At 47.5% G+C, this 20,354-nt stretch carries 16 protein-coding genes; 6 read left to right on the top strand and 10 right to left on the bottom strand.

Features of this window, described 5'->3' with window-relative positions; translation table 11 throughout:
- The first annotated feature begins 150 nt into the window (after window positions 1-150).
- Window positions 151-534: a hypothetical protein gene (locus OIK42_RS14890; RefSeq protein ID WP_273641828.1), complete on the top strand. Its 384-nt coding sequence runs from the start codon at window positions 151-153 to the stop codon at window positions 532-534.
- Between the two features lie 106 nt (window positions 535-640).
- Window positions 641-1,354 (top strand): substrate-binding periplasmic protein, encoded by a 714-nt coding sequence (locus OIK42_RS14885; RefSeq protein ID WP_273641827.1) that lies wholly within the window; start codon window positions 641-643, stop codon window positions 1,352-1,354.
- Window positions 1,355-1,473: 119 nt separating this feature from the next.
- Here the strand turns inward: OIK42_RS14885 and OIK42_RS14880 are convergent, their stop codons facing one another.
- Window positions 1,474-2,136: an SDR family oxidoreductase gene (locus tag OIK42_RS14880; RefSeq protein WP_273641826.1), complete on the bottom strand. Its 663-nt coding sequence runs from the start codon at window positions 2,134-2,136 to the stop codon at window positions 1,474-1,476.
- 107 nt (window positions 2,137-2,243) lie between these two features.
- Complete coding sequence (locus OIK42_RS14875) at window positions 2,244-6,083, bottom strand: ATP-binding protein (protein ID WP_273641825.1); 3,840 nt, start codon at window positions 6,081-6,083, stop codon at window positions 2,244-2,246.
- 225 nt (window positions 6,084-6,308) lie between these two features.
- Between OIK42_RS14875 and OIK42_RS14870 the strand changes: the two genes are divergently transcribed.
- The gene (locus OIK42_RS14870) at window positions 6,309-6,500 is read left to right on the top strand and encodes a hypothetical protein (protein ID WP_273641824.1); all 192 of its coding nucleotides are present in this window, start codon (window positions 6,309-6,311) and stop codon (window positions 6,498-6,500) included.
- Window positions 6,501-6,713: 213 nt separating this feature from the next.
- Here the strand turns inward: OIK42_RS14870 and OIK42_RS14865 are convergent, their stop codons facing one another.
- The 3 genes from OIK42_RS14865 to OIK42_RS14855 form a co-directional block, all read right to left on the bottom strand.
- Window positions 6,714-6,860: a DUF4113 domain-containing protein gene (locus tag OIK42_RS14865; RefSeq protein WP_273642144.1), complete on the bottom strand. Its 147-nt coding sequence runs from the start codon at window positions 6,858-6,860 to the stop codon at window positions 6,714-6,716.
- Window positions 6,861-8,286: 1,426 nt separating this feature from the next.
- Complete coding sequence (locus OIK42_RS14860; protein ID WP_273641823.1) at window positions 8,287-9,543, bottom strand: Y-family DNA polymerase; 1,257 nt, start codon at window positions 9,541-9,543, stop codon at window positions 8,287-8,289.
- The gene (locus OIK42_RS14855; RefSeq protein WP_273641822.1) at window positions 9,531-9,947 is read right to left on the bottom strand and encodes a LexA family protein; all 417 of its coding nucleotides are present in this window, start codon (window positions 9,945-9,947) and stop codon (window positions 9,531-9,533) included. Before OIK42_RS14855 ends, OIK42_RS14860 begins: the two co-directional genes overlap by 13 nt.
- 93 nt (window positions 9,948-10,040) lie before the next feature.
- Here OIK42_RS14855 and OIK42_RS14850 point away from each other — a divergent pair, with 93 nt between their 5' ends.
- Together OIK42_RS14850 and OIK42_RS14845 are read left to right on the top strand one after the other, a co-directional pair.
- Complete coding sequence (locus OIK42_RS14850; RefSeq protein WP_273641821.1) at window positions 10,041-10,328, top strand: YebG family protein; 288 nt, start codon at window positions 10,041-10,043, stop codon at window positions 10,326-10,328.
- 488 nt (window positions 10,329-10,816) lie between these two features.
- The gene (locus tag OIK42_RS14845) at window positions 10,817-11,218 is read left to right on the top strand and encodes a hypothetical protein (RefSeq protein ID WP_273641820.1); all 402 of its coding nucleotides are present in this window, start codon (window positions 10,817-10,819) and stop codon (window positions 11,216-11,218) included.
- A gap of 222 nt (window positions 11,219-11,440) precedes the next feature.
- Here OIK42_RS14845 and OIK42_RS14840 read toward each other — a convergent pair whose 3' ends face one another.
- The 5 genes from OIK42_RS14840 to OIK42_RS14820 all read right to left on the bottom strand — a co-directional run bounded on the left by OIK42_RS14840 (window position 11,441) and on the right by OIK42_RS14820 (window position 17,367).
- Window positions 11,441-13,030 (bottom strand): PAS domain-containing methyl-accepting chemotaxis protein, encoded by a 1,590-nt coding sequence (locus OIK42_RS14840; RefSeq protein ID WP_273641819.1) that lies wholly within the window; start codon window positions 13,028-13,030, stop codon window positions 11,441-11,443.
- Window positions 13,031-13,328: 298 nt separating this feature from the next.
- Window positions 13,329-14,330 (bottom strand): LacI family DNA-binding transcriptional regulator, encoded by a 1,002-nt coding sequence (locus tag OIK42_RS14835; protein WP_273641818.1) that lies wholly within the window; start codon window positions 14,328-14,330, stop codon window positions 13,329-13,331.
- Window positions 14,324-15,682 carry a glycoside-pentoside-hexuronide (GPH):cation symporter gene (locus OIK42_RS14830; protein WP_273641817.1) on the bottom strand — a complete coding sequence of 453 codons (1,359 nt, stop codon included), beginning with the start codon at window positions 15,680-15,682 and terminating at the stop codon, window positions 14,324-14,326. The genes OIK42_RS14835 and OIK42_RS14830 overlap by 7 nt, the downstream gene beginning before the upstream one ends.
- Window positions 15,683-15,690: 8 nt before the next feature.
- Window positions 15,691-17,037 carry a GH1 family beta-glucosidase gene (locus OIK42_RS14825; RefSeq protein WP_273641816.1) on the bottom strand — a complete coding sequence of 449 codons (1,347 nt, stop codon included), beginning with the start codon at window positions 17,035-17,037 and terminating at the stop codon, window positions 15,691-15,693.
- Window positions 17,038-17,211: 174 nt separating this feature from the next.
- Window positions 17,212-17,367 (bottom strand): hypothetical protein, encoded by a 156-nt coding sequence (locus OIK42_RS14820; RefSeq protein WP_273641815.1) that lies wholly within the window; start codon window positions 17,365-17,367, stop codon window positions 17,212-17,214.
- 455 nt (window positions 17,368-17,822) lie between these two features.
- Here OIK42_RS14820 and OIK42_RS14815 point away from each other — a divergent pair, with 455 nt between their 5' ends.
- Window positions 17,823-20,330: a glycoside hydrolase family 3 protein gene (locus OIK42_RS14815; protein WP_273641814.1), complete on the top strand. Its 2,508-nt coding sequence runs from the start codon at window positions 17,823-17,825 to the stop codon at window positions 20,328-20,330.
- The last annotated feature ends 24 nt before the right edge of the window (window positions 20,331-20,354 follow it).

Below are 20,354 nucleotides of genomic sequence, written 5' to 3'. Positions count from 1 at the left end.
TCCCAGGATTGAAATAGTAACCTGCGCGCGCATGGTAAAGACACACATACAGAGTGTGGATCCGCAGTAGGGTAAGCTAACTTGCCCGTAATGTAATTCGACGTTATGTGACGTTATATAAAGGCGTTGTTGGCTAATTAGGAGGTTGCGATGAAGGTTTTACTCAGGGCATTGCTGGTGGGTACATTATGTGTAGCCGGATGTACATCTTTGCCGTCTGAAAAAGAAATCAACGAAGCGAACTATGGTGACTATCCGGATGATTATGTCAAAATTGTAGAGACTTATTATGGTTATCATCTCACTCACCCGGATTCTGTCGAGTTCGCCAAAATAGATAAGCCTAAACGCTACTGGCTTGGCAATGAGCTGGATGATGTGTATTACGGCTACCTTGTATGTGCAACCCTGAATTACCGTAATATGGTAGGCAAAGATACCGGCTTTAATACTCACGCGTTGTTGATTCGCGACGGGCTGGTGGTTAAGTATGTTAAAGATGCGCAGTGGTGGGGAAAACCGCTCTGCAAGTAACACAAAAGATGGCTAGGGAATCAAACATGGCAAGGAATTCAAAGGTGTGTGTACTCTGCAAGAGCGTATACCACAGTAACGACAATAATACGGGCATCCTGACGTTATGAGTTTTCGCTGGTTAGTGTTATTGGCGATAGTGAGTAGCAGCGTACTGGCCGGGCCTAAGCTGCGCTCAGCGGTATCGCCTGAGTTTCCGACCGGCTTGCACTACGAACTCATCCACTACTTTGCCGAAAAGCTCGATGTGCCCGCTGACATCGTATTAATGCCATACGCACGACGCCTGATAGAAGTTAATGATGGCAGTATTGATTTAATGGTGGGCGTATCAATGGACGTGCCCATTGGCGAGCACATACAACGCATTGAACCACCCTATGAATCACTCAAAGTTGCACTGTTTGTGCGAGCTGACAAGGCCGACCAACTGACTTCACAGGCAGATCTCCGGCAGCTTAGTATTGGCGTTACAATGCGCTCTAATATTCAAAGTTTGTTTACCGAGATCCCGGTCGACAAAACCGTGATGCTGCCTTCTATTGAGCAAAAAATCGAAATGTTGATGAAAGGCCGTATCGACGGTTTTACCCATATTCAGCAAAGCACCGAGGTAAAACTTGATGAACTTGGGTTGCAACACGCAATTACCCTGGCAAATTACCAGATTGATCAAGTCTTTGCGCAGCACGTGGTAATTAATAAAGACTCCTGGCTATGGCAACACAAAAGCCGCCTTGAGGACATTATTAAAGCGGGGATCGCCTGCGGTGACTTTGCCAAAATTCGCCAACGCTATTATGCCGGCGCTGGCGTCTAAGGTATTTAATCTGCTTCGCGCGCTATTACTGCCCGCTTTGCGGTAGCACTGAATTGCGCTGCCACTAAGCCACCAGCTAACCGCCTTGGGTGGCGCGCATTACCTTTATAAGCGTTAATTTACCACGGCAGGCGATCACCATTGCTATGCCAAAAGCCGCCGGTATTCTCCATGCTCAAGGCATCGATACGGGCTGCTAAGCCTGCAGCGGCCTCTTCTGGCTCAATCAAGCCGTTGTAATTAACCATTTCGGTATTAACCCAGCCCGGGTGCAATAACGCTACCGCAATGCCATCATCTTTGAGATCAACCGACAGCGACTTACCAGCAGCGTTAAGCGCACTTTTTGACATGCGATAGCCGTAGCTGCTGCCCGAATCGTTGTCTTCTATTGATCCCATACGGCTGGTAATGAGGCCTATTTTACTGCCCCGTTTTAAATTTTGGCGTAACGCTGCAACAACGCGCAAAGGCCCGATGGCGTTCACTTCAAACTGCGCGCGTATTTGCGCATAATCGGGTTGGTCTAAACTCGACTTGCGCAGTATGCCGGCGTTATTAATGAGCACGTCGATGGTGCGGTCACCCAGTTCGGCCTTGAGCTGCTCTATGTCGGCCCCCTGACTCACATCAACGCCGGTGATCACCTCTGCGCCACTTTGGTTAAGTTCATCTGACGCACTGCGGCACACGCCAATGACCGTATCACCACGCTCCAGATACAGTTTAACCAGCGACAGGCCAATACCACGATTGGCACCGGTAATGAGTATGGTTGACATAATAAACCTCCATGAGTACACATAATTTATTTGTATGCTTTAAGACATGGGGCGATACGCTGAGTTTTAAAGGCTGTACTGGCAATATAGCGAGGTAGGCACACCCATTACCTGTCAGGCATTCCGCTTACGCCACTTACCGGATCGACGTCTTTGGGCAGGTAGCCATATTCTTGTTTAAAGCATCGGCTGTAGTAAGCGGCAGAGCCGAAACCCACTTCTAATGCAATACTGGTAATAGAATGCCCGGCGGCGAGTAACGGCAGGCTTTTTTCGAGTCGGTATTTTTTGAGAAACAAAGCAAAGTTATCGGGCAGTAAGTCCGCCATTGTCCGGTTTAAGGTTCTTTCACTCATCGCCAACTCGCTGGCAGCCTGGCTGCGATTAAACGTTTCCTGAGCATAATTACGCTCAACCACGTCGAGTAAATTGACAATAAATTTTCGCTCCTTATCGGTTTTGCATTGTGGAAGTATCGACTGAACATACGTCAGGTTTTCCGCTGCCTGTTCGTCTTGCTCATGGCGACGCTGACTTTGGTGGGATAATCTCGATATAGCTAAATTACTCTCAATTCGGGATATGAGCTCTTCCCTTTCCACAGGCTTTATAAGGTAGTCGCTAACCGTTGCTTTAAAACTGGTAATTTTAGCGCTGTGTTCTGATTGTGCCGTTAATATCATCACAGGCAAATCGGCAAAGTCTTCCAGCGCGCGGATCTTTTGAGTGAGCTCAGCGCCGGACATATCCTGAATATTGAGTTCGGAGATAACCAGTTCGGGCAATATAACCGGTATCAACTCCAGCGCTTTCCAACCTTGCTGTATGGAATAGCAATTGTATTTTTCACGGAGAATGTCGGTCAGATAATCACACGCATCCTGACTATTATCGACAATGAGAATAACCGGCAAATCGAGATTACTATAGCTGGCCCGTTGCTCCGCAACCATAAGACTGGATGCCCTCTTATCCTGACTGCCCTGTAGATGAGTAACTGGCGCCTTGGCGTAACAGGGCAAATGAATGCAAACTGTTGTGCCTACCTCTGGTTCGCTATGGATTTCTATCCAGCCATCGTTAGCCAGCGCCAGTTGATTAACCAAATTAAGCCCAATCCCCATTTCGGGCTTGCCGGTGTAATTTGTACCGCGTGCAAATCGCGATACCAGCAGATCGACATCTTTCGCCGACATCCCTGCGCCGTTATCGATCACCGAAAAGGTAACTTGCTCGCCAAGTTGCTTCGCTTTGACCTTAATATGACCGCCTTCCTGAGTAAAACGAATAGCATTCACCAGCAGGTTGCTGATCATGGTTTCCAGTGAATCCTGAACAGCTAATACCGGCTCTTTTATCTGATTATCGAAAGTAATGGAGAGGTGCTTTTTATGTGCAGCAGGGCGGTGTGTCTCAATAATATAGCGGAGTGTTTTGTCTACATCATAGGTTTGTTTTAATTGCTTACTGATATGATCAATACGCTGCACTACATTCAGCTGTTCCACCAGGGCTTTTAAGCGGCCCGCATTTTCATAGATCAAATCCAGTGACCGACGCGCACTAGTTGTTTGATTCTGCTGCCTTAACTCAGTGAGCGGAATCAGTATACGCATTACCGGCGTCCTGATTTCTTTGGCCAAATTAGAGAAAATTCGTTCTTTTTTCGCTAATAACTCAGTGATAGACCGGTTACTGTCTAACAACGCCGATTGCTTGTTCTCAATGATCTGCTCAAGCATTCGACCTTTTTCACTAAGATGCCAACGATAACCTTTGATAGCTAACCATATCGCGACACCCAACAGGCACAGGTAAGCAAAATAAGCCTGTCTCGATTGCCATAGCGGCGTTGGGATCGCAAAGCGATAATGGGAAATCGGCTGCGTATTCACGCTTTTACTATCAATTACCCGCACCTGAAAATCAAACTCACCAACGCCCAACCCTGAATAGGCCACGGTACCAATATTGGCAGGCAGCGCCTGCCATGCCTGGTTAAAACCCGCCAGCCTGTATTCAAGATGTTGCAGGTGGGGATAAATAAAGTCAGCCGATGCAAACTCGAATGTCACTTCGTCAGGCTGATCGGCAAACAGATATTGCTCGCCCTTATTACTTACCGGTATTGACGCTTCACTATCGCTTCTGCTTCGCACGTTAAGGATACTGGCATACGCCGTATGTTGACGGCGCCGCTCAACATAGGCGGCGAGTTTCGGGGTGTTCACTACATAGCTTAATTGGTCGCCTGCCAGTAAAAACTGATCAGGCCCCATTGGCAGTATGCCCTGATAGTTAAAGTCTGTATCAACGATGCCGTCACTTTGCTCAAATGCGAAGACAAAATCTCCCTTTACAAGCACCAAACCCTTATTGGTAGCCAGCCAGTGATTACCTGCGCTGTCGAGGTAACCATCACGAATAAACCTTGGTACTGTATTATTATTGGCAAAAGCGTCGGACAATTTTTTGGACTGCAAACTGTAGCGTTTTATGCCCTTGCCCGATGTGCAAAAGTAAACGGCACGTTCATCTGGATCGGCATACATACAATAAACATAAACACTCTTCATTGCCTGCGTATCGTGCTTTATCCATACTCCATGCCCCTCCATGGTATACATCACATTACTGCTATCCATAATCACCACGGGCATGCCTTCGCGACTTGCCATAAACCGGACATTTTTTGGCGCATTGGCAAAATGTGAAATGGTATTAGCCGCGTAGCGAACAAGCCCGGCATGCGTAGGCGCTTGATAAAAGAGAAATTGCGCATCATCTTTGGTGTAGTGAAGGGGGCGTATATAAGGGCAAAAGTTATCCGCATCCGCTACCGCCGACTGACGCACTAAGCCGGTAATATCAAGCGAGTATACGCTACACGTTTGTGGCGAAAACACCCTATTCTCTGGCAGAGGAATGGGCTCACTGTCGAAATGATTGCCTTTCAGGACGGTCAGCTTGCCGGTATCAGCATTTAATTCCAGCCAACTGCCTGCGGTTTTAGCCAGGTAGTGGTTTTGCCCCAACGACGTGACAGAATAAATGTCTTTACGGTAAGGAAACTCTGTTTGGTGGATGTAGTTTATGGCCTCGTCTGAAGGACTAATATTGAGTATCCCTAGTTGGCTTGACGCTACTATTATTTGTCCATCTGTAGTTTCTTTTACATCGCCAACACTTTTGATCTGTTCGTAGCTATATTTGGGCTGCCCGACTTTGATTGCCTTAAGCGTTTTAGAAATGGTATTGACGTAATACAAGCCAACAGCTGCCACCCAGATTCTGCCAGAAGAGTCGGTAAATATTCTTTCTACGTCACTCTCTTTGCTGCGCTCATCGCTCATCGGAAAGAAAACTGGCTCGGTTTTCATATCCCAAATATACAGGCCGCCTCGACCTCCAATTAACAATTTATTCTCGTGAGCTTCGATTGCGGTTATCTGCGAAAGTCCCGGGAAATAATCCTGCCGATTGTAAAATTTGGTTTCTAAAGATACAGAATCCAGTATTGCGACATTATTTTGCGACGTAAAAACAAACGCACCATCCCTGAATGAGTCAACACTGTAAATCCTCTTTAAAGGCACGCCAGTGCTATCTTTATTTACCACTTCCCAATTATGGTTTATCAAATCGTAAACTAATAAGCTATCTATCAAGCTAATTGCTGCTTTTCCCTGGCTTATCTTTATAGCCCATGAGAATTGAGCGAACTCATCTGGCAATTCCAGCTTACTAAATTCTTTTGAATAAGGAGAATATCTATAGGTGCCTGAACCATATTGTGTGAGCCATATGTAGCCTTTGCTATCAACTGCCAAATTCGAAATATAGCCGTCTCCAAGTACCGAATTATCCTGGTTATAAATGGTTGCGCTTTCGCCGACAATATCGAAAAAACCATTCTCAGCGCCAAGGTAAACATGTTCCCCCTTCACTAAGACAGCTCTAATAATGCCACTTGACTCACCATTGAACCTTGTCTTCCCTAACCATGACGGCTCAACCGAATGCACTTTGTCTAGACCTAGCGTCCATAAAAGGACAAAGGCAGCAATAGTCCCAATATTACACATCCTTGTCTTGACCATGAGCTAGTCTCCAAATTTATTTAATTACACTTTGATACTCACACTGCAATTGAAATTAAACGAGGACCCCAAATGAATATAGTACATTTTTTAACCAAAAACGAGATTTCTGCTCAAGATTGCTTGTTGGTGCAAGGCGGCCGCAACGTTCCACCAAGTGAGATTCCGCAGCAGCTCGTTTCAACTCAGTTGGTTGCTGATATAAGCTCTGCTTTCAGTGACAAAATCGAAAAGCCAAAAACCGGCAGCTCGTCATCTGACTAACGCTTCGCGAAGCGGAGAATATTGTTCAAGTTACAGACAAACACTATTGTGAGGCTATTCTTGGCCTTAGAGTAATACTGATGTCCATTACCAAGTCTAGAAAGCCAACCAGGAGCAATTTGGTCGCTACATGTTGCCCTTGGTTAGCGCTAGGTAGAATTACGATACATTGTTGTCCGCGCCCCTTACGGCTGCATTGAGCTCGTCCTGTGACTAACACCCCACCTTTGGTATATGCCGCCAGTTAGTGGTGTACTGCGGTGCCAGGTATTCGCGTTTCATGCTCCACTGCGGGTTAATGCCTTTAGCAGCAGCACCAATGGTTTGGCTGCCGTAACGTTGGTTAATGCATCCATACACCGCATAAGTTTGGGGTTGTGCTGTAGCTCGGCATGCCAGCACAGACTTTCACGCAGCGCCTGATGGCTGGTTACCGGTTGCCCGAAGGCGCGCGCGGGTAGAGTAAATTTGCTGCTTTTGCAGCGATATGTGTTCTTCAAAAGCTAACTAATTCAGTAAAGCTGTGAGAGGTATTATATTGGCTGTACGAACTTAGCAACTTTATATGTATCTAACTTGGATTTTGGATATTCAATTTCGTGCCCACGTTGTATTCGTAGGTTACTTACTCATTGAAGAAACAGGGCTTATCTGACATGTTCCGCCGTAAATGCATTCTTACCTTCACTACCAAAGCCCAAATCAATATGAGGCTCAAATGATTAACTTAGGAGAAGTAGCTTAACAGGGTTGTGTGAATTTGCTCGACCATGCCAGATTGACATAATCCCAGAGATTCACACACCCAGTTATTGTTTATCTGTTAAGTTCTTGAATTGCTTTTGGATGATAAAGAATTGATATAAGCTCGAAGCGCGCTTAAAAGAATATTCAACCAATTTAATATCACAGCACTCAAAATAGACAACGCTCCTAATATCACGAACGTCAGCTGACTGGTGAATATAGTATGGTACGACCCATTGTATTCTAAACCAGCCAAAATAATAGCGAACGCGAATATAGTGCTCAGTAAAACATAAGTGAAAATGCTCATTCCAAACAAGTAAAAAGCATTACATACAGCTGCGACGACACCAGATTCTGTCGTCCCTCTACTCGAATATGGAAATATATATTTCTTCATTGTGGTTCTTCCATGTCATCTTCAGGAGGTGGTGAAGCCTCTCCATTTTCAATATCAGTAATAATATATTTGGCCTTGTGAACTGGAATAGAAAGCCTTTCCACTCACTTAATGGTAATTTCAGAGGCTTCCATGTTATACGTTTCCTGCATGAAACCAAGCCACTCTTCTTGAAAGTTTGCTGCCGTCTCAAATCTAAACGTGACCCGGCCGTTGATAATTTTTTCAAGTGGAGCTTCATTGCCATCAGCATCAACAACTTCATATTGAATGTTAGTGAGAGAATTTCTGACCCCCGAAACTTTCAATATTGCGAGTGAACCATCATTTTGATTTTCTTAACACGAGTTACATATAACAGTTATATTATCAGCTACGGCTGCGCTACTTAATGTAAACGCATTAATGAGCAACATGGCTATCGCCACTGAGACATACAGTCTCATTTAATTTCCTTGAATTATATGGATATTCCTTCACTTGTGATATTTCACAAGCCCCATTAATACAGTTAACACGTATGACATGTAATAGCTAAATTTTTTGATGCATATTGCAACTCTTGCAAGACAGGAGTGTATGTTTGGATAGAATTGAGCGTCCAGTAATCCCAATCGTAAATACGCTACTGCTAGTCTATCAACACCCCACCTTGGGTATATGCCGCCAGTTGGTGGTGTATTGAGGCGACAGGTATTCCCGCTTCATCTTCCATTGCGGATTAATGCCTTTGGCGGCGGCGCCGATGGTCTGACTGCCATAGCGGTGGTTAATGGCGTCCATGCATTGCATGAGTTTGGGGTTGTGTTGCAGCTCGGCAAACATATCGCCTTGTTCATGATCAGTGTCGATAATTTCGATGGCGCCCACGCCGCACTTGTGGAGCTTTATATTGGCTTTATAAAGCGCGTTACTGGCGTTACTCGCGGCCTGCACCAGCGCCCGTGTGTCGTTAGTGGGTTGGGCAAAACGGTGTTGCACCGCTTTGTGGTACTGCTCAGTATCGGCAAATGGGTTCGCGTGCGTAAACAGCGTGAGTAACAGGGCTTTACTGTGTTGCCTGCGCAGTTTATCGGCCACTTTCTCGGCATGCCAGCACAGGCTTTCACGCAGCGCCTGATGACTCGTTACCGGTTGCCCAAAGGCGCGGGTCGAGTAAATTTGCTGCTTTTTGGCGCGCTCCTGCTCCCACTTAATACACGTAATGCCGTTAAGTTCGCGCACTGTGCGTTCAATCTCTACGGAGAATTGTTTGCGTAATGTTTTAGCGTCGAAGGTGGCAAGTTGCCAGGCCGTTGCAATGCCCAGGCTGCGCAATTTTAAGGCTATACGTTTGCCAATGCCCCACACATCCTGAACATCCATTTGGCTTAGCACGGCCTGCCTTTCCTGCGGCGTGTCGAGCACTGCGATACCTGTTTTATTGCCCAGCTTTTTGCCCGCAAAACTGGCTACTTTTGCCAATGTGGGGGTAGTGCCAATCCCCACGCCTACCGGTAAACGAACCTGTTGCCATACATCCTGCTGGATTTGCCTGGCGTAATCATGCCATGGCAACGCCGGTCGCCAGTTGTCAAAGTGTAAAAAGCACTCGTCGATAGAATAAATGTGTTGCTCGGGCGCGTAGCTTGCCACCACCTGCATCATTTTATTCGACAGGTAGTCATAGAGTTCATAATTGGAGGAACGAATTACAGCATTATGCCGCGCCAGCAGTTTTTTTACTTTGTAATAGGGGCCAAATTTTTTTACCCCAAGCTGCTTTGCATACTCGCACAGCGCACAAATGCAGCCATCGTTATTGGTTAGTACAACAACCGGGCGCTGGCGTATGGCAGGGTCGAACACCTTTTCAGCCGATGCGTAAAAGCTGTTGGCATCAATTAGCGCATACATTGGCTTAACCACCGAACATAGCGGTGCATACGCACTGAGCGCACAACGATGCCTTCTACTTCGAATGTATCGCCTTCGCCCAACACATAGGGCTGATGATCAAGGCCCGGCGACAACAATACCTGCGCCTTGCGATCGTAGAGCTTGCACACAAATGCGCCATTTAAGTTTGCCACTATTACGTCGAGAGAGGTGGGATGTGCGGCGCGGTCCACAATAAGCAGATCGCCATCAAAAATTCCCACACCGGTCATAGAATCGCCCTGCGCCTGACCAATAAAGGTGGCAGTGGGGTGTTCAATAAGCAGTTCATCGAGATCCAGTTCGAGTTGTTTATATTCGGCGGCTGGCGATTCAAACCCGGTAATACCAGCCTGTGCGGCTACGGGAATAATTTGAAGCATGAGAAACGGTACCACTGTTTTAAAATTACTGTTTATTTATACAGTATAGTACGCTACAGTAGCAAGGTATTTCACAAACAACGGAGTTACACCATGGCAATCACAACACAGTACGTGGTTTCACACAAAGGGGTAGAGAAGTTGGTTACTACCGATAAAAAAGCTGCCGATCAGTACGATAAAATGCTCGATGTGGCCGACAATCTGGCGATATATCTGGAAGCAAAAGGCATTAAGCTGGAAGAGTCCTTGGCAGAAGAGCTATCAGTGATGCTGGCCAAAAATAAAGACAACGTGGCCAAGTTACTCAAAGGCACGGCGGCCGACACCATTTTGTCGAGCGAAGGCGCTGATGTGGTAAAGCTTAAAGCCAACGGCTAAGCAACTTACGCTATCCATTAGCAGCATATTAGCCGCTGGGTAATAACCAGCCAGCGGCTTACATAATTGGGCGCTTGTCGTGATTTATTTTCGCCAACCCGGCTCCTCTGCAGATTTCCCCAACTAGTGACAGTCGTTAGCTAATACAATCGCCACACCAGACATAGTCGCGGCCATAATTAAGTTGCGCGAAAATACCATGGTGCTATGGTAGAAGTTGGTTAAATATTCAACGGACTGATTATGACACAAGCACTCCCCCCACTTTTATTCAAACAACAACCTGTTTGTTAGCAGGCGGTATGGTGTGTTGCCCTGCTACTGCAGGTGCATCTTTCCAGTCAGGTATTTGTTAGCAACTCAAATGCATATTAATGCCGTATCACGGCTATATTAGTATTCAGCCAATCCTCATCAGATGCCTGATCTGTTCCTTCAGAGAGCAGATGTTGGCAAATCATCGCCGTGCATAAGGAAGACTCATCACCATGGATTCGAAGCCACATTTTTACGAAGTGCCTATGAACATATTGAAACACAATGGCGTGTTAATGGTGTGGATGGTAGTTGCGCTCGCCATTAACGCAGGTTTTAACATAGCATCAGGTAGTGCTGAAGCCTCCTATTTAATGCTGTTGATAAGTTACGTACTGCTTTGCTCAGCGCAATATCTAAACAGGTTTAAGTTGTGCCTGAGAGATAATATTCAGGCCGCTCTGATTTTATTTTTAACCCTGTGGCCGGGATTAGCTGTTGTGATCGGCATTGATGCTATTAAAAGCTCTGCGGTATTAAGTTTTTTCTTTAATCAGTTTGCTACTGGGTTTATTTATATCGTTACCATTTTGTTTGCCATATTTGTTGTTATACAACGAAAATATCTGATTTAAGCAGAAGACTCGGATGAGCTGTTTACGGTTATGTAGGTGTTGGCCAGGGCGTCTGCCAGTCAATGCCTTGACTGGCGCCTGATTAGCAGTTGGTGGGCTGGTGGTGACCAAGCCTTCATTAGCTCTTTAAAGCCGCCGGCATGAAGCGCTTCCGCGCTTGCCGGGCAATTTGCTTGCCCCGGCAGCAACACCTGGGCCGCTGAAAATAAGCTTAGCGTGTCGCTAACGCTTTGCACCCACCTGGGTGTCGGTATTAAAGCGTTTAATCACACCGTTAACCTCTGCAATGGTGCCATGTAAACGTTTGCTGGCCTCCAGTGATTCTTCTGAGCTTTTCTGGGTATCAGCGGCGCCATCGGCAATTTCAACCACTTGTTGGTTGATATGTTCCGCTACTGAGCTTTGCTGTTCAACGGCTGCCGACATTTCGATGGTCATCTGCGTAATGCCATGCACGGCGGTGTTGATTTCAGACAAGGCCTGCTTGGTTTCCTGTACTATAGAAGCGCCCAACTTAGCCGATTCCAGCCCGTTTGCTGAGACTTTAACGGCACGTTCACTGCGGCTGGCAAGCTCTTTGATGATGTTATGAATACGATCGGTTGATTCGCGGGTTTTCGATGCCAGCGCTCTGACCTCGTCGGCCACCACGGCAAATCCACGCCCTTGCTCACCGGCACGCGCGGCTTCAATAGCGGCGTTAAGTGCCAACAGGTTGGTTTGCTCAGCGATAGACGAAATAATACTCGCCGCCTCACCAATATCGCTGGTGCTTTGTGCCAGTTCGGTTACTGTCGATGAAATAGACTGAACAACACTTTCCAGCTCATTAATGGCCACTGCCGCAGACTCTGCTTTTTGGTTGCCCGTTTCTACATTGCTCGCAGCAGAACGCGCGGTTTCGGCGTTTTGCTCTACGCGCTCGGCCACTTCCTGAATCGATTGTGACATTTGCGTAACCGCCGACGCAATTTGCTGAGTAGCCTGATTTTGCTGCACTACCGCAGAGGAGGTCATCTCAGCCTGGGTGTGTGTTGTATTGGCTATCTCTTCAAGACCGCCTGCAGCATCCTTAATGCGGGTTAACGCGGTGCGGCTGCGAGCCAACTCGCAGCCCAGTACCAGCTTCGCCCGGGCCACCGCACCTAAATCACTAAAATAGGTTTGTGCGACCACGGCGTTATCATAAGAGTCAGGGCTTAATGCAATCAATGATTCCCAGTCGCTTTGCGTTTGCTGCCACTGCCAGATTGCCATAATAATCAGCAGTACGGCTGAAACAGCCACTGGCAGCAAGCCACCATTAAAGGCTAAAAATGCCAGCATTGGAATGGCCGGCAACCAAAAAGGCGCGAACTTTTTCAGGAAATAGGCGTAACGTTCACCTGACGACGCCGCCGATTTGCCCTCCCGGATGCGACTGTAGCGGAATTCAGCACGGGCCACTTCGTGATCCAACGCCGGTACCCGCACTGACTCGTAACCCACCACACTGTTATTTTCGTACACTGGCGTTACAAACGCAGACACCCAATAATGATCGCCATTTTTACGCCGGTTTTTTACCAGGCCCATCCAAATTCGGCCCGCTTGCAGCGTTTGCCACATCTCTTTAAACACGCTGGGCGGCATATCAGGATGACGAACTAAATTGTGATTCTTACCAATGAGCTCTTCTTTAGAATAGCCACTTACTTCAATGAACGCATCGTTACAATGCGTAATGATACCGCGCTGGTCGGTAGCAGAAATAAGCCGGTATTTATCTGAAAATTTATACTCTCGTTGGGTTACGGGCTGGTTGTTGCGCATCCTGTCATTACTCCGTGACACATAAAGTAGGGGTGTCGCTGTAGCTAACTGCTAAAACCAGGTTGTTAGCAGTGCACGGTTAAGGTTGTTAAACTCAATTATAGGTTTAAAAGTAGTTCAACTTATTTATTTATACAAAACTAAAACTTTAAAAAGAAGGTAAGTTTAACAGGTAGATGGCTACATATACGAGTTTTGATAACGAAAGTCGGAAGGCGATGACTGCGCGGCCGCCACTGCCTGATTACACGGTTAAATAACATGTACTAATGTGTTATTTGGTCGTCATTTACCAGGGTCACTCCGGGCTACAGGTGGTGCCCCTTAATATCAGCCGCGGGTTTAAAATATGTTCGTAGTCGTAGCGATTGTGGCCATACACGCGTTCAAGTACCCAGTGCGCTGCCATACTGCCAATTTTTTGCACCGGGTAATCCATGGTAGTTAAGCCCGGCGAAAGGTAGCTGGCGAAATCGATGTTGTCGTAACCAATTACCGATACATCTTCCGGAATACGCCGCCCGGCCTCTCGTAATGCGATCATCGCACCGGATGCCATTTCGTCGTTACCACACGCAACGGCCGTAAATTTTGCGCCTTTGGCAAGTAACGCCCGAATGCCATCAGTACCTGAACGGGCCTGAAAGTTACCTTCGTAGGTAAGCCCTTCCTGGTAAGCCACGTTCGCTTCGGCAAGGGCTTTGCGGTGCCCGTTTAAACGATTAATAGCGTCGTCTTTAAAGAGTGAACCGGCGATGTAAGCAATTTGGGTATGGCCAATTTCCAGCAAATGCCGGGTTGCAAGATAGCCGCCCAGGGTATTGTCCAGACTAATGCAGTTTTCACCAATTTCTTCGATATAGCGGTTCACCACGACGAGCTCCACGCCCTGATGCACAAGACTGACCAGATAGTCATTACTCACCGCTTCCACATGCAGTATTAATGCGTCGCAACGACGACTCAGCAGCGCGTCTATTTGCTCCTTTTCGATGTTGGCATCGGAGTGCCCGGTCGCGATGAGCATGTGCTTTTTAGCTTGCCGTAATGCCTGTTCAGTGCCCCCCATCATGGCACCAAAAAAGGAGCCGTGTAACTCAGGAACAACATAGCCAATTGTGTGAGTTTTATTGGACGCCAGTGACGCGGCAACAACGTTGTGACGATAACCCAGTTCTGCCATGGCAGCCATGACCGCATCGCGGGTTTTCTCTTTAACTGTACCGGTATTATTAATTACCCGCGACACCGTGGCCGACGACACACCCGCTTTTTCACTCACCTGTTTAATTGTTACCATGGGGACTTCGCTACATTCATTGTGGATGTTCTCGTTTTGAGCAGTATATGTTGCGTGTGGTTGACGCTGCGGGCATCTAATTTATACCAGTGCATCAATACGATAACAAGTATCGACGTGGCCGCCGGAATTAAACAAAACGACTGTACAATACCCTGGCTGACCTCAGCATCTATAACGGTGGGCTGATAATTATAAAATGCCAGCAACCAACCCGCCATTGCACTGCCAAGTGCAATACCAAGTTTGATAAAAAACACAATAGTTGAAAACGTCATTGCAGTAAGGCGCGTGCCTGATTGCAACTCACCATAATCGGTAACATCACCCATTTTAGCCCACAGCAGAGGCGACGCCATTTGCAATACAAAGCCCCACAGAAAATGTAAGCTGAGTGCCGTCAGCCACCACTCAGCAGGCAAGTAGTAATTAGCTACACATATGCCTGCGCAGGCAAATTGCAAAACCGTATAGACACGCACCTTATCCATGCGTTTGGCCAGGGGATACGCTAACGCCGCTCCCAATATGCCGCCTAACATGGCCACCGTAACAAACAGCGTAACATCGTCAGGGCGCTGTAATACGTATTTAACATAATAGATGGCCAATGAATTACGCAGCACTATGCCGGTCAGCAGCACCATACTAACCAAACAGAGTATCCGGCACTGGTCATTTTTCCACACCGCCCGCAATTGCTCGCGCACCGGTAACGGCGGGCCTTCTGTGGGCAGCACCCGTTCTTTGGTGCCAATGAAACACAGCAGGAATAGCAGCATGCCGAACACACCCATGACCATCATGGTGAGCTGATACCCTTTCGTATCATCACCATTACCAAACCACTCAACCATTGGCAGGGTAAAAGACGTCACAATGAGCCCGCCTATCATGGCAAAAACAAAACGGTAAGATTGCACCGAGACGCGTTCGGTGGCGTCAGCGGTTATTACTCCGCCCAGTGCAGAATACGGAATGTTGATAGCCGTATACATCAGCATCAGTAATATATAGCTAACCACGGCGTAGGTTAATTTGCCCTGATAGTCAGTATCTGGCGTGGTAAAAGCGAGTACGCTAATTATGGCAAAAGGCACAGCCAGCCACAGCAGATACGGCCGGTAAGCGCCCCAGCGCGTACGGGTTTTATCGGCCAGCGAGCCCATCAACGGATCGGTTACAGCATCAATCAACCGCACCAGTAAAAAGATACTTCCCACTGTTGCCGGGTTAAGCCCCACCACGTCGGTGTAGTAAAATGTTAAAAACAGCATCACCGTTTGAAAAACAAAGTTACTGGCGGTATCTCCCAAGCCGTAAGCAACTTTTTCTTTCGCGCTGATCTTCATATGTTCGCTTACCTAGTTTCATTGCTTCGCTGTAACAGCCACTTACTGAGTAACAATGCGCTCTGTTTGGGCAAACGCTGCTGCGTAGTAAAATCAACGTGAACAATACCGAATCGTTTGAGATAGCCTTCGGCCCACTCAAAGTTGTCCATTAAACTCCACACAAAATAACCGCGAATGTCCACGCCTGCGTCCATTGCCTGTGCTAGCGCTTGCATGTGGTCACGTAAATAGTTGACCCTAGTTTCATCCTTCACTTCACCACGGACCACCTGATCGTCACTGGCCATGCCATTTTCGGTCACATAAAGTGGAGGTAAAGTGTAATCGTTATCCAGCTTCAACAAAAGCTCACGTAGCGCATCGGGGAAGATTTCCCAATTCATCGCACTAACCGGTGCCTGGTCAGGGGGCGGTAAAATTTTGAATTGGGTCTGGTCATCCCATGCAACGAAGGAGCGCGTATAATAGTTTACGCCGAGGTAATCTAGCGGCTGGGCTATAACGTTCATGTCACCAGGCTGAATGTCCGGCCGTTGATTGTGCGGCAACTGGTTAAGCAAATCAGGGTACTCGCCGCATAACAATGGACGTAAATACCAGTCATTAAAATGGTCGTGTGCCAGCTGCACAGCACGCTCGTCATCAGGGCTTGCAGATGCGGCATAAAAAGGCGTGAAATTCAGCACAATACCACGACGGATATGCGGAACGTTGCGCGCCAGTACCTGCATAGACAAGCCATGCGCTAACAACAGATTATGAGCCGCTTTTTTACCGTATTCAGCGCCCTTTTTACCTGGCGCATGAATACCTGCTTCATAGCCTAAATATGCGCTGCAGAAGGGCTCGTTGAGTGTCGTATAGGTATCAACGCGCTGACCAAAAGCTTGCGACACGACATCAGTGTATGTCGCAAAAGCGTGTGCTGTGTTTCGATTCAACCAGCCCCCCTGATCTTCGAGATACTGTGGCAGCTCCCAATGATACAGGGTGACAAACGCTTTGAGGTTTCGGCGTTTAAGTTCGTCGAGTATTGATATATAGAAATCTAAACCGCTTTGGTTGACTGAGCCATCAGCACAAATAATTCGCGGCCAGCATACGGAAAACCGATATGCATCAAAACCTAAGTCTGCAACCATTGCAATGTCTTCCCGCCAGCGACTGTAGTGATCGCAGGCCAGGTGACCATCTGACGCATCTTTAATTGCGCCGGGCACCTTACAAAAGGTATCCCAAATGCACGGTTCACGAAATTCGGCTCCGCCTTCTATCTGAAATGATGAGGTCGCCACGCCCACAACAAAGTCAGGCTGGCTGAGCAGACTACTTACTTTAAACCCATTCGCCATGATCACGTTACTTACTATTAGGGTGGTAACACTAAAGCACCGGTTTAATGCGCTGGTGAACTACCACGAATTACCCGATAAAACGGAAAACCACCCCAATTGTAAGCGCTTTCATTTTTTATACAAGTTTTTTACATCGTTTAAAATATAGCTATGATTGCAGGATTACAGACCCTAGGTTTTAGGTCTACCCTTTATCACATTTAACCAAAACGCTAGTTCGAGCACGATGCCAAAGGCTGCAATCACAAAAATGCCACGACCAAAGCCAATGAGGTAACAAATGACCGCACCAATCAGGCAAACCAACAGCAGTATCCAACGTCTCATCAATAAGGGCCTGTCGTAAAGAATATAGGCTGTTATTGTGCTGATAATCACTGTAACAATCTGTTCGAATATGTAACGGAATATGCTGCCAGGTGCCATCCGCTGAGGTTGCCTCCCCAGCAAATAAACTTGTAACAACGCTCAGCAGCAAGTCTTTAAAGGACACAGCCAAACTCAAAAAATGTAACCGCATTCAAATTAGTTCCAAAAAATATTGCTAAACCGTCCATTCAATACCTTAAAAAGACAATAAAAACGATAAAAGCATGTTCAGAAAACGTAAAAAGGCACATTCAACGGCCAAAAATGTAAGCGCTTGCATTTTTGTGTTTTGCCTTTATACTCACACAACAAAATGTTAACAACTGCCTGTAGTCAGCATTAAATCGCGCCTTGGCAAGCATAACAACGACTGCAATGCCTGACATTGCCCCTTTATATCCCGGAGAATAGCAATGAAGACTCTGCCCCTTTCACTTGCCGTTTTGGCGTTTAGCGTTACTGGCCTGGCCGGCTGTAGCAGCAACACCGATAAAAATGCCACAAACAGCGCATCGGTACCCGACTTTTGGCCAAAGATTCAGTCGCCCATTACAAATGGTGATGCCGTAGAAGAAAAAGTCGATGCACTCATTGCCGGCATGACAGTAAAACAGAAAGTCGCTCAGTTAGTGCAACCTGAAATCCGTGATATCACCGTTGAGGATATGCGCGAGTACGGCTTTGGTTCTTACCTTAACGGTGGCGGCTCGTTTCCCGGCGCCAATAAGCACGCCACACCTGAAGAGTGGATAGCGCTTGCCGAAGCCATGTATCAGGCATCGGTGGATGATTCTGTTGATGGCAGCAGTATTCCCACCATGTGGGGAACCGATGCGGTTCATGGTCATAACAATGTGATCGGCGCAACCTTGTTTCCGCATAATATCGGTTTGGGCGCTATGCGCGACCCTGCTCTGGTCGAAAAAATAGCAACAGCCACGGCAAAAGAAGTCAGAGCAACCGGTATTGATTGGATTTTCGCCCCTACCGTCGCGGTTGTTCGTGATGATCGCTGGGGCCGTACCTATGAGAGTTACTCTGAGGATCCTCAGATAGTTGGCGTCTATGCGCGCGCGATTGTTACGGGTTTACAGGGTGATATCAGCGACGGCAACATCGATGACCAACATGTTATTTCCACCGTTAAACACTTCGTAGGTGACGGCGGTACAGATAAAGGGGACGATCAAGGAAACAACCTGGCGACCGAAAAAGAACTCTTCGACATCCACGCGCAGGGCTATGTTGAAGGTTTAAATGCCGGCTCCCAGTCAGTGATGGCGTCATTCAATAGCTGGCAGGGAGAAAAAATTCATGGTAGTAAATACTTACTTACTGATGTATTGAAAAACAAAATGGGCTTTGACGGTTTTGTGGTGGGCGACTGGAACGGTCATGGTCAGATACCCGGCTGTAGCAACGATAACTGCCCGCAAGCGTTATTGGCCGGACTCGATGTTTATATGGCGCCGACCCCCACCTGGAAACCACTGTTTCATAATTTGGTTGCCCAAGTGGAAAGCGGTGAGATCCCTATGGCGCGTCTTGATGATGCGGTACGCCGCGTGTTACGGGTAAAACTGCGTGTTGGCTTGTTTGATTTGCCGTCGCCGGCCAATCGTAGTCTGTCGGGTAAAAAGTCGGTGATCGGCGCCGCCGAACACCGCGCAATAGCTCGCGAAGCGGTACGTAAGTCACTGGTAATGCTCAAAAACAACCAGCAACTACTGCCTCTCAAGCCCACCAGTCGGGTCCTGGTGGCCGGCGACGCCGCCCACAACATCGGACAACAATCGGGTGGCTGGACCATAACCTGGCAGGGTACCGGTAACGAAAACAGTGACTTTCCGGGCGCCACCTCAATTTACAGCGGTATCGAAGCAGCGGTGACAGCAGCCGGTGGCAGCGCTGAACTTAGCGTGGAGGGCAATTATACCGCCAAGCCCGATGTTGCTATTGTGGTCTTTGGTGAAACACCCTATGCCGAAGGTAACGGCGACATTGCCAATGTTGAATATCAGCGCGAGGAAAAACGCGACCTGGCCTTACTTAAATCCCTCAAGGCCAAAGGCATTCCGGTAGTGTCGGTGTTTATTACCGGCCGCCCATTATGGGTAACCCCAGAAATTAATGCCTCCGATGCGTTTGTTGTGGCCTGGTTGCCCGGATCAGAGGGTCAGGGGGTTGCAGATGTGCTGTTTGCTAACAATGACGGTAGCGTTAACTTTCCTATGCGGGGCAAATTATCATTCAGCTGGCCGGCTACGCCCTTGCAGAACCCGGTGAATAAGGGCGACGGTAAAACGCCACTGTTCGAATATGATTATGGTCTCACGTATAACGATAGCGTTAACCTGGCGATGTTTGATGAATCGGTAGGCGATCTGACAGCGACAATGACTGATCATGTGATTTTTCAGCAAAGTGTACAGCAGCCATGGCAACTGGTCGCTAGCAGCGGTGATGACCGCGATACCATGAACAGCAACGTATTGAGTGTGGGTTCTGTGTCAGTGAGAACCGCTGACCGTCTGGTTCAGGAAGATACCCTGCACATTCAGTTTGGCGACAAGGATGACAGTATTCAGTTCTTTTCGCCCTTCCCCGAAGACTTACTGGATTTTGCTTCAGCAAAAAGCGCGTTGGTTTTTGACTTACAAAAAGAAATCTTAGGTAATCTGAATATAGCCATGGAATGCGGTGGTAACTGCAAAGGCGAACTGGCCCTCGACAGCTTTAGTCAACAAAGCACTGAGTGGCAAACTGTTGTGGTTCCGACAGCCTGTTTTGCGCAAGCTGGCGTTAACCTGAAAGAAGTTTACTCGCCGATGGCGCTTACCAGCAAACAGGCTGTGTCAGTGAGGATCTCCAATATTCGTCTGACCCAAATGGCGACGCTACCCGACTGTCCGACATACTAAGCTAATGTAAATCTGTTCTGTGTT

The sequence above is a fragment of the Alteromonas gilva genome, from assembly GCF_028595265.1.
Lineage (GTDB): Bacteria > Pseudomonadota > Gammaproteobacteria > Enterobacterales > Alteromonadaceae > Alteromonas > Alteromonas gilva.
The sequence above is the reverse complement of the archived record's forward strand: the minus strand, read 5'-3'. Positions and strand labels throughout refer to the sequence as shown.